The organism is Xanthomonas arboricola (assembly GCF_003353015.1).
In the GTDB taxonomy this organism is placed as follows: Bacteria; Pseudomonadota; Gammaproteobacteria; order Xanthomonadales; family Xanthomonadaceae; genus Xanthomonas; species Xanthomonas arboricola_E.
Genome location: NZ_QREM01000001.1, coordinates 1 through 10,172 on the forward strand (window position 1 = coordinate 1; position 10,172 = coordinate 10,172).

At 68.1% G+C, this 10,172-nt stretch carries 9 protein-coding genes and 2 pseudogenes; 2 read left to right on the forward strand and 9 right to left on the reverse strand.

The annotated features are described in order from the left end of the window. Positions 1 to 282: 282 nt before the first annotated feature. From C0541_RS00005 to C0541_RS20955, 9 genes are all read right to left on the reverse strand, one after another. Positions 283 to 756 (reverse strand): DUF1456 family protein, encoded by a 474-nt coding sequence (locus C0541_RS00005; RefSeq protein ID WP_016901421.1) that lies wholly within the window; start codon positions 754 to 756, stop codon positions 283 to 285. 226 nt (positions 757 to 982) lie between these two features. Further along, positions 983 to 1,342 carry a hydroxyisourate hydrolase gene (gene uraH, locus C0541_RS00010; protein ID WP_115045162.1) on the reverse strand — a complete coding sequence of 120 codons (360 nt, stop codon included), beginning with the start codon at positions 1,340 to 1,342 and terminating at the stop codon, positions 983 to 985. After that, complete coding sequence (hpyO, locus tag C0541_RS00015; protein WP_115045163.1) at positions 1,312 to 2,733, reverse strand: FAD-dependent urate hydroxylase HpyO; 1,422 nt, start codon at positions 2,731 to 2,733, stop codon at positions 1,312 to 1,314. Before hpyO ends, uraH begins: the two co-directional genes overlap by 31 nt. Then, positions 2,730 to 3,221 (reverse strand): 2-oxo-4-hydroxy-4-carboxy-5-ureidoimidazoline decarboxylase, encoded by a 492-nt coding sequence (uraD, locus tag C0541_RS00020; protein WP_115045164.1) that lies wholly within the window; start codon positions 3,219 to 3,221, stop codon positions 2,730 to 2,732. Before uraD ends, hpyO begins: the two co-directional genes overlap by 4 nt. Beyond that, positions 3,218 to 3,613, reverse strand: coding sequence for an oxalurate catabolism protein HpxZ (hpxZ, locus tag C0541_RS00025; protein ID WP_115045165.1), 396 nt, complete (start codon positions 3,611 to 3,613; stop codon positions 3,218 to 3,220). Before hpxZ ends, uraD begins: the two co-directional genes overlap by 4 nt. Then, on the reverse strand, positions 3,610 to 4,500 hold the full coding sequence (gene puuE, locus C0541_RS00030) for an allantoinase PuuE (RefSeq protein WP_115045166.1): 891 nt from the start codon (positions 4,498 to 4,500) through the stop codon (positions 3,610 to 3,612). The genes hpxZ and puuE overlap by 4 nt, the downstream gene beginning before the upstream one ends. Continuing rightward, the gene (locus C0541_RS00035) at positions 4,497 to 5,753 is read right to left on the reverse strand and encodes a pyridoxal-phosphate-dependent aminotransferase family protein (protein ID WP_115045167.1); all 1,257 of its coding nucleotides are present in this window, start codon (positions 5,751 to 5,753) and stop codon (positions 4,497 to 4,499) included. Before C0541_RS00035 ends, puuE begins: the two co-directional genes overlap by 4 nt. Continuing rightward, complete coding sequence (locus C0541_RS00040) at positions 5,743 to 7,014, reverse strand: allantoate amidohydrolase (protein WP_115045168.1); 1,272 nt, start codon at positions 7,012 to 7,014, stop codon at positions 5,743 to 5,745. The genes C0541_RS00035 and C0541_RS00040 overlap by 11 nt, the downstream gene beginning before the upstream one ends. Positions 7,015 to 7,385: 371 nt before the next feature. After that, on the reverse strand, positions 7,386 to 7,565 hold the full coding sequence (locus C0541_RS20955) for a hypothetical protein (RefSeq protein ID WP_193725832.1): 180 nt from the start codon (positions 7,563 to 7,565) through the stop codon (positions 7,386 to 7,388). An 89-nt stretch (positions 7,566 to 7,654) separates the two neighbouring features. Between C0541_RS20955 and C0541_RS00050 the strand changes: the two are divergent. Then, a pseudogene (locus C0541_RS00050) lies at positions 7,655 to 8,547 on the forward strand (LysR family transcriptional regulator). Positions 8,548 to 8,997: 450 nt separating this feature from the next. Beyond that, positions 8,998 to 10,080, forward strand: a pseudogene (locus C0541_RS00060) (MFS transporter); the annotation flags it as partial. Positions 10,081 to 10,172 lie beyond the last annotated feature (92 nt).

A 10,172-nucleotide genomic window follows, 5' to 3' on the forward strand; every position in this document is an offset into this window, starting at 1 on the left:
ACGGACGTACTTGCGGCGTGTCCCGCGATGGTGGGCGGGCAAGAGCCCTGCAGCGAAGCCGCAGATCGACCGCCCTGCCTTGCAGCCAACAAGCAGATCATCGGCTTTACAACTGAATCTATCCGCGCTGTTCAACCAAGTGCGATGACAGCGGAGGTAACAGACGGGAGCAGGGTCGGCTGTTGCGCACTCGACGGTTGTTGAAGGACGTCAAGTTGTACTTGCCACGCGTTACTGGTGACACACACGGCAAAAGGCCAGGCAAATCTCACCACCCAGACATCAACCCGCTTCGCGCATCCGCGCGGTCAGGCCCTTGAGGAAGGCGCGCAGCAGCTGGTCGCCGCAGGGGCGGAAGTTCTTGTGGCCGGGCTGGCGGAACAGCGCGGACAGTTCCGGCTTGGATAGCGGGAAGCCGGCGCTGGCGAAGATGGCGTGCATGTCCACGTCCTTCAGCTCGAAGGCCACGCGCAGTTTCTTCAGCACCAGGTTGTTGCCGACGCGGGTTTCCAGCGGGCGCACCGGCTGGCTCTCGTCGCGGCCGCGGAAACGCAGCACCAGGCCGTCGAGGAAGCGCGCCAGCATCGCGTCGGTGCAGGGCTCGAAGCCGGGCTCGTCTTCCTTCTTCAGCCAGGCCTGTACCTGCGGCTTGTCGAGCGCGAACTCCGGGTCGGCCAGGTGGGTGATCTCCACTACCTTGTCGTCGCTGAGGTCGAGCATGTAGCGGATGCTGCGCAGTACATCGTTGTGGATCATGACAATTCCGGGGCCCCGGCGCGGTGCCGGAAAGCGGCCATTCTACGGGCGCGCGCTGAAATCGGGCGTGTGGTCACGCCGGTCGCGCATCGAACAGCGGCCGTCCGCCTGGCCGCGCTGGCGGCGTCGGCCGGCGGCAGATGCGCGATGGACAGCGCAGGCCGGGCTGGGGCCTTCGCTGTGCGGCCGCTATCGGGCAGGCCGTCTGGCGCTGGCGGGCATGGTGTCAGCTACCGCGATAGGTGGAATAACCATACGGCGAGAGCAGCAGCGGCACGTGGTAGTGGCCGTCGTCGGCGATGCCGAAGGCGATGGGTACCTGTTCCAGGAACGGCGGGTCGGCCAGCACGGTACCGACCGCGCGCCAGTAGCGGGCGGCATCGAATTCCAGCCGGTAGCGGCCCGGCAACAGGACCAAGGCGGCCAGTGCCGGGCAGCGCCCGTCCTGGTTGGTGACCGCCTCCAGGCGCAGCGTGTCGCCGGCAAACAGGCGCAGCGGCACGCCGGCAGCGGGCCGGCCCAGCGCGGTGTCCAGCACATGGGTGGACAGCGTGCTCATGCCACCGCCTGGGTCGGTTGCGGCCATTGGCCGACGAATTCGGGCTGGTCGTAGGCCAGGTAGCTGTCGACGATGGCCTGGCGGTCGTCCAGGAACAGCTGGTCGGCCACCGCGCGGGCCAGCCGCGGCAGCGCGACCTTGAGCCCGGACAGTGCTGCCGCCGACGGGCCGTGGTTGATCAGCGCCGAATAGTTGAAGGCGAACAGCCCATGCAGCAGCGCGGCATCCTCCGGCGTACGCGGCAGCAGTTCGAAGCCGGGCCCCAGGTAGGGGTGCGCATCCAGTACCGGATTGGCCTGGCCCGGCGGCGGCTGGTAGCGGTCGGCCCAGCAGGCGATGCGGCCGGACAGCGCGGCCAGTTCCGGGCGCAGCTGCGGGTCGGTGACCAGGCCGGTGGCAACGGCGAGGAAATCGAAGCGGTGCTCGCCCTGCGGCGTGCGGACCACCACCTCGCCATCGCGCTCGGCCACGTCCAGCCACGGCGCGCCCAGGTGCAGGGCGAAGCCGGCATGCGCGCAGGCGCGTTGGAAGGTGTCGTTGGTCGGCGGCTGGTTGTGCGCGAAGAAGCTGGCCATCATCCGGTACTTGTCTGCATCCGGCAGCGCGAGAAAGCGCGGGATGATGCCGGCCTGTTCCATGTGGCGGAACGGATTGATGCGCGGCAATGCACTGCGGCGCACGAACACCTCGGCACTGGCGACGCCTTGCTCCAGCGCGAAACAGGCATTGTCGAACGCCGAGGCGCCGCCGCCCAGGATGCCCACGCGCTTGCCGGCCAGCGCGGCGAAGTCGATGTGGCCGGAGGTGTGCGCATAGCGCTGTGCGGGCAGGGCGCGGCTGATCCAGTCCGGCACCACCCATTGGCCACCGCCCTGGATGCCGGTGGCCAGGATCAGCTTGCGCGTGAGCAGCGGCGCGCCCATGGCCAGGTGCAGGCGGTGGATGCCCGGCGCCACGTCCGGCTCCACGCGCGCCAGCTGGGTGGCATTGCGCACCGGCAGGCGCAGCACCGTGCGGTACCAGCGCAGGTAGTCCATCCAGCTGCCGCGTGGAATCTTGTCCAGGCCGTCCCAGCCGGCGCTGCCGTGCTGGGCTTCCCACCAGGCGCGGAAGGTCAGCGAGGGCACGCCCAGGTCGATCGAGGTGATCTGCTTGGGCGTGCGCAGGGTCTGCATGCGCGCATAGGTGACCCACGGGCCTTCCTGCCCGGCGGCGTTTTCATCGATCACCAGCAGGTTGTGCACGCGCTCGCGCTGCAGCGCGAACGCCGCGCCCAGGCCGCTCTGGCCGGCGCCGACGATGACCACGTCGTACACATGCCCGGCCGGATGCACGCGCGGCTGCACCCAGGCATCGCCGCCGTGGGCCAGGCGTTGCAGATCGTGGTGGAGCTCACGTTCGAGTTGGGTCAGGCTCATCGCAGTGCCTCCAGGCGCAGGTGCACGATCTTGCCGATCTCGGCGAGGGCGGTGGACAGTTCTTCGCTGCGCGATGCATCCAGCCGGCGTTCCAGCGCGGCCAGGATGCCGGCCTTGTCATGCAGCCGCACGCAGATCACGAACGGAAATCCGAAGCGGTGGCGATAGGCCTGATTGAGCGCGTGGAAGCGCTTGAATTCGGCTTCGCTGAGCCGGTCCAATCCGGCCGAGGCCTGCTCGGCCGCCGACGCGGCGGTGAGCGTGCGGTCGATCGCCGCCTTGCCGGCCAGCTCCGGATGCGCGCGGATCAACGCAACCTGGTCCTCCTGCGAGGCATCCAGCACCACCTGCATCAGCCCGCGATACACATCGGCGAACGGGCGCCGCCGTGCAGCGCGTTCGACCACCCACGGCGAATGCTCGAACAGCTCGCGATAGCGCGCCACGAAGGCGGCATCGTCCAGCACGCTGTCGTCGATCACGCTCATGCATGCGTCCCCTGCAGCGAGACATGCGCAGCCACCACTTTCCAGCCGTCGGCAAACCGCACCCAGCTCTGGCTCTGGCGGCCGCGCGCGCTGCTGCCGGCACGAACGAATTCCGCATGCGTGGTGGCGAAGTCGTGACCGAAGCCATGCACTTCCACGTGCACGAGCCGGCGTTGCGGCGAGCCGCCGCGGCCGATGCGGAAGGCACGGATCGCCTCGATGCCGTACAGCACCTCGCCCACGCCGTAGCGCACCGTGCTGGGTGCGGGGTGGAACAGCGCATCCATCGCGGCGATGTCGTCGTCCATCAGTGCCTGTTCGTAGGCGTGGAAGGCCGCGGTCACTTGCGCGATCACCTCGGGCAGGTCGATGTCAGCGGTGTCGATGCTCATGCCGGATGGACCTGCAGCCAATGCCGCGCGATATCGATGCGGCGCGCAATCCAGGCATCGCCGCTGGCCAGCACGTGATCGACAAACCGTGCCAGGGCCGCGGCACGCGCCGGCTTGCCGACGATGCGCCCGTGCAGGCCGATCGACAGCATGCGGCCGCCCTCGCTGCGCAGTTGCTCGAAGCCATCGCGCAGGTAGCGGAAGAACGGCTCGCCATCGGCAAAGCCGTTGTAGGCGACGAACTTCATGTCGTTGGCGTCCAGTGTGTACGGCACGATCAACTGCGCCCGGCCGTGGCGCGTGTCGTAGTACGGGACGTCGTCGGCATAGCTGTCGGCGTCGTAGACAAAGCCGCCTTCTTCGGCGACCAGGCGCGCGGTGTTGGGGCTGGTACGGCCCTGGTACCAGCCGAGCGGGCGGCTGCCGGTGACGCGGGTATGCACGGCGATGGCCTGCGCGATATGCGCGCGCTCGGTGGCCTCGTCCACCTGCTGGTAATCGATCCAGCGCAGGCCGTGGCTGGCAATCTCCCAATCGGCCGCCTGCATCGCGGCGACCGCTTCGGGATTGGAGGCCAATGCCTGCGCCACGCCGAATACGGTCACCGGCACATTGCGCGCAGTGAACAGCCGATGCAGCCGCCAGAAGCCGGCACGGCTGCCGTATTCGTACAGGCTTTCCATCGCCATGGCACGCGCGCCGGGCTGCGCTTGCGTGCCGACCATCTCCGACAGGAAGGCTTCCGAGCCGGTATCGCCGTTGAGCACGCAGTTTTCCGCGCCCTCTTCGTAATTGATGACGAACTGCACCGCGATGCGCGCGCCACCGGGCCACTGCGCCGCAGGCGGGGTGGCGCCATAGCCGACCAGGTCGCGCGCTGTGTTCATGCCTGCGGCTCCGCGTGCCAGGCCGCCAGTGCGGCTTCCACGGCCAGCCCTGGTGTGCAGGCGTAGCCTTCGGCGCGCAGCACCGCTTCCAGCGCGGCCAGGGTGATCAGCACCTTGTGCTTCATGGCGTTGTAGCCCATCGCGCCGATGCGCCAGATCCTGCCCTGCAACGGCCCGAACGCGGTGCCGATCTCGATCTCGAAATCCTCGCGCATGCGCCGGCGCACCGCATCGCTGTCGATGTCGTGCGGAATCACTACGCCGGTGACATTGGTCATGCGGTGCGCATCGTCGCCGAACACCTCCAGCCCCAGCGCGCGGATGCCGGCACTCACCGCACGCCCGGCGGCAGCGTGGCGGGCGAAGCGGGCGTCCAGGCCTTCCTGCAGCGCCACGCGCGCGCATTCGCGGGCGCCGTACAACATGGTGGTGGCTTCGGTATGGTGGTTGAGGCGCTTGTCGGACCAGTAATCCATGATCATCGCCAGGTCGAAATAATTGGAGGCGATGCGCGGCCCGCGGCCGTTGACGATGTCGGCGCGCACGATGCCGCGTTCGACATGGCGACGCGCGAAGATCGCCTCGGCCGCCGCGTCGGAGACGGTGATCGGTGCCGAGCCGGACGGCCCGCCCAGGCATTTCTGCAGACCGCCGGTGACCACGTCCACGTCCCAGCGATCGCTGGCGATCTCCATGCCGCCGATGGTGGCGGTGGCATCCACGTAACTCAGCGCGCCGGCCGCGCGGCACAGCGCGCCCACCCCATCCAGCGGCTGGGCCATGGTGGTGGAGGTGTCCCCATGCACGGTGGCGACCAGCTTGGGTGCCACGCGCTCGATCGCCTCGGCGATTGCAGCAAGCGGCACCACTTCGCCCCAGGGCGCATCCACGGTGTGCACGTCGGCACCGAGCCGGCCGAGGATTTCGGTGAGCAGCAGGCCGAAGCGGCCGAAGTTGATCACCAGCACGCGGTCGCCCGGGCTGACCAGCGACACCAGCGCCGCCTCGATGCCGGCGCGCGCGGTGCCATCGACCAGGAACGTCCAGCGATTCTCGGTGCCGAACAGCGGCCGGTACAGCGCCATCACCTCGTTCATGTAGGTGGTCATTTCCGGGTCGAACTGGCCGAGCAGGTCGGCCGCCATCGCGCGCAGCACACGCGGATGCGCATTGACCGGGCCCGGGCCCATCAACAGCCGTTGCGGGGGATCGAGCTCGCCGAAGGTAGGCAGGTGACGCAGATCAGGTGACAAGGGGATCTCCCAGGTGTTCGATGAAGTGGCGCATGACCGCCAGTGCGAGCTCGGCATCGGCCGGGGCCACGTGTTCGTCCGGATGATGGCTGATGCCGCCGGCGCAGCGCACGAACAGCATCGCGGTAGGGCAGAGCGCGGCCATCACCATCGCATCGTGGCCGGCGCCGGACACCAGCTGGCGTGGCGCGACGCCCTGTGCAGCGACTGCGTGTTGCAGACGGGTCATCAGCGCCGGTGCGCAGGGGCTGGCGGCCAAGGTCTGCAGTGGATCGAGGGCGATGGCGATGCCGCGGCTGGCGCTGATCCGCGCGAGCGCCTGTTCGATCTCCAGCACTGCTGCATCGCGCGTTGCGTCGTCGCCGGCGCGCACGTCCAGCGTGCAGTCCACCCGGCCCGGTACCACATTGGTGGCGCCGGGTGCGACGTTGAGCTTGCCGACCGTGGCGACCAGATCGTCGCTGCCGGCGCGTGCAATCCCTTCGATCGCCAGCAGGGCCTCGGCAGCGGCGCTCAATGCATCGCGACGCAGGGCCATGGTGGTGGTGCCGGCGTGGCCGGCGCGGCCGTCGAAGCGCAGCGCAAAGCGCCGCTGCGCCGCGATCGCGGTGACGATGCCGACCGGCAGGCCTGCCGCTTCCAGCACCGGGCCTTGTTCGATATGGGTTTCCAGATAGGCCAGCACGCTGCCGGGCGCGCGTGCGGCCTGCTGGATCTGGGCGATATCCAGGTCCCACTCCGCCAGCGCTTTGGCCACGTCGATGCCGGCCGCATCGGTGACCGCCAACGTGGCGGGGTCGAGCGTGCCGGCAACTGCACGGCTGCAGAACATCGAGGCAGGAAAGCGCGACCCTTCTTCGTCGCCGAAGGCGATCACCTCGATCGCGAACGGCAGGCGCCGCCCCTGCGCATGCAGCGCGGCGACGCATTCGATGCCGAGCAGGATGCCGAGCGGGCCGTCGTAACGTCCGGCATCGCGCACGCTGTCCAGATGGCTGCCGATCAGCAGCGCCGGTGCGTCGGCGCGTGCGCCTTCGTAGCGCCCGACCAGATTGGCCGCTGCATCGAGCCGCACCTGCATGCCGGCCTGGTGCATCCACTGGCCCACCTGTGCAACGGCGGCGCGATGCGCCGGGCTGAGCCAGGCGCGGAACAGCCCGGCGGGTGTGTCGCTGTAGGGCGCAAGTCCCAGGGCATCGCAGCGGGCAACCGCGCGTGCGCCCGAGCAGGGGGCGGATGAGGTGCGTTGCGCGCTCAGCATGGGGTGCCGTGCGAATGTGGTGTTCTGCCGGCGCTGCCAGGACCGCGATGCGACAGGAACTGGTGCATGAGGCCTCCGCAGGCGGCGTGGAAAGGGGGGAGCACGCTGGGCGATCCACTGCCCGGCGATTGCCCGGTGACAGGGTGGCGACAGGCGCGCGTGGCAGGCAGCGCCTGTCGATTCGACTATACGAACCGGCCCTGTCACCCCAAAGCGGTTTTTTTAGGGGTGCGCGTTGCAAAAAATGCGACAGGCAGCTTGTACAGCGTTGTGCTCCTTCTCCCGCCGGGAGAAGGTGCCCGCAGGGCGGATGAGGGCGCGCCGCACAGGGGTGTCAGCGCTTGCAATGACAAACGCGCCGCCACGCGGCTTCAGAAGTGGCACATCGCCTGCTTGGCCACTTGCCCCTCACCCGAACCTTTGCGCAGCGCCCCGGCCCGCGCTGGGCAGCCGACCGCATCGGGCTGGAGTTCCTGACCGGCTACCTGGTCGAGAAATCGCTGGCGCGGTCGCACCACTGCAAGCACGCTCGTCGCGTGCAGGCGCTGCATCAGCGTCCCCAGCGGGAGAAGCGCAGTCCACGCGGTCCCCATGGCACCAACTGCTACAGTTTCCCGTATTCCATGAAAGAGATTCACCAATGGCGCGCGACAACTTCAAGGACCTGTTGGCGCTGATCGCCATCGTTCGCGAGGGCAGCTTCACCCGTGCTGCCGCCAAGCTGGGGGTTTCGCAGTCGGCGCTGAGTCACACCATCCGCGGGCTGGAAGCGACGCTGGGTGTGCGCCTGCTGACCCGCACCACCCGCAGCGTGGCGCCGACCGAAGCCGGCGAGCGGCTGATCCAGACGGTGGCGCCGCGCTTTGCGGAAATCGAGGAGGCGCTGGCTGCGCTCGGCGACATGCGCGACACCCCCGCAGGCACCGTGCGCATCACCGCCACCGACTACGCCGCGCGCGCGATCCTGTGGCCCAAGCTGTCCGGGCTGCTGCGCGACTACCCCGAAATCAAGGTCGAAATCGTGGTCGACAACGGCTTGACCGACATCGTCGCCGACCGTTACGACCTGGGTGTGCGGCTGGGCGATCAGGTCGAGAAGGACATGATCGCCGCGCGCATCGCGCCGGACATGCGCATGGCCATCGTCGCCGCGCCGTCCTATCTTGCGCGCCGCCCCGTCCCAGGACGCCGCAGGACCTCACCGCACACAGCTGCATCAACCTGCGCATGAAAACCGCCGGCGGCATCTATGCCTGGGAGCTGGAAAAGGACGGCCGCGAAGTCATCGTGCGCGTGGACGGCCAGCTGACCTTCAACGGCACTTACGAAGCACTGGACGCGGCGGTGGACGGCTTCGGTATCGCGTTCGTGCAGGAGGATCTGGCGCGCCCGCACATCAAGGCCGGGCGGCTGCGCTGGGTGATGAAGGACTGGTCGCCGACCTGGCCGGGCTTGCACGCGTTCTACCCCAGCCGCCGACATTCCTCCTCCGCCTTCAACCTGGTGGTCGACGCCTTGCGCTACAAAGGCTGATGGATCTGCCGCGTTGCTGGCAGCACCGATGCGCGCAGCCGGCACAGCTGGCACCGACCGATCGTTCCGGTGCGATCGCAGCATGGGCGCACGCCTGCGCTGCACTCGCGCAAACCGAAGCCGGTGTCGAACGATGGTGGCGCATCACGCTGCACGATCACCTACGGATGCGCGGTTGATGAGCCGGCTTCATAGGCCTGTGCTGATCCACCAGCTTTATCGCCGCCCGCTGCCTGCGTAAGCTGCGGCACCTCCAGACACACGCACGCACTAGCCGCAGCATCCGTTGCTGCATCGCGCCCGTCGTGCGTCGCTGCGGTGGCAGGTCGATGCAGTGCATCGCTGCCTGCAGCGCATTCCTTCCGGACACCACGTTGGCCATCGAGCGCCGCGTCAGCGCGTTTGCGGCGTGGCGTTCGTCTCGCATCCCACTTCGCACAAGGGCCAAATATGCAAGCCAGTTCGCTCGCCTATCCATCTTCGCGCGCCGCACCTGTCGCAACACGCCGTTCCTGGAGCGCGGTCGGCTCGATGTCGCTCTGCGTTGCGCTGCTGATCGCCTCCGAGTTCATGCCGGTCAGCCTGCTCACGCCAATTGCTGCCGATCTGCATGCCAGCGCCGGCATGGCCGGCCAGGCGATTTCGATCTCCGGCCTGTTCGCGGTGGCCGCCAGCCTGCTGGTCGCACCGTTGTCGTCGCGCTTCAACCGGCGCCATGTGTTGCTCGCCCTGACCGGGGTGATGTTGGTGTCGCTGCTGTTGATCGCCAACGCGCACAGCTTTGGCATGTTGATGGTGGCGCGTGCGCTGCTCGGCATCACCATCGGCGGGTTCTGGGCGTTGTCCACTGCCACGGTGATGCGCATCATGCCCGAGCATGCGGTGCCCAAGGCCTTGGGCATCATATTCATCGGTAACGCGGTCGCTGCTGCATTCGCCGCGCCCCTGGGCAGCTACCTGGGCGCCACCATCGGCTGGCGCGGGGTGTTCTGGGGCATGTTGCCACTGGTGGCGCTGACCATTCTCTGGCAATGGCGCAGCCTGCCGTCGATGCCCGCGCGAGGCGCCACCTCGCTGGGTGGCATCGTCACCCTGTTGAAGCGTGGGTATGTGGCGCGCGCCATGCTGGCGATAATGCTCGGGTTTGCCGGCGCGTTTTCTGCGTTCACCTACTTCCGCCCGTTTCTGGAAACCGTCGCGCAGGTCGATGTGTCGCAGCTGTCGTTGCTGCTGCTCGGCCTGGGCCTGGCCGGTTTCGTCGGGACCTATGCCGCCACCGCGCTGGTGCCCAAGCGCTTGTTCACCCTGCTCAGCGTGCTGCCGGTTGCGTTGGGTGTGGCGACCATCAGCATGCTGCTGGCCGGCCATCTGGTGTGGGCCGTGGCCGTGGCGATGATTGCCTGGGGCATGTTCAATTCGGCGATGCCGGTGGCCTGGTCCACCTGGCTGAGCCGCTGCGTCAAGGACGCACCGGAAAGCGGCGGCGGCCTGATGGTTGCCGCAATCCAGCTTTCCATCATGCTGGGTGGTGCTGTCGACTCCCCACAATTCAATGCCAGCTAAAACTAGAGGTCTGCGGTTGATGTTGATCACGGAACTCGGCGGGTGTTAGCCCGCCCAGGCTG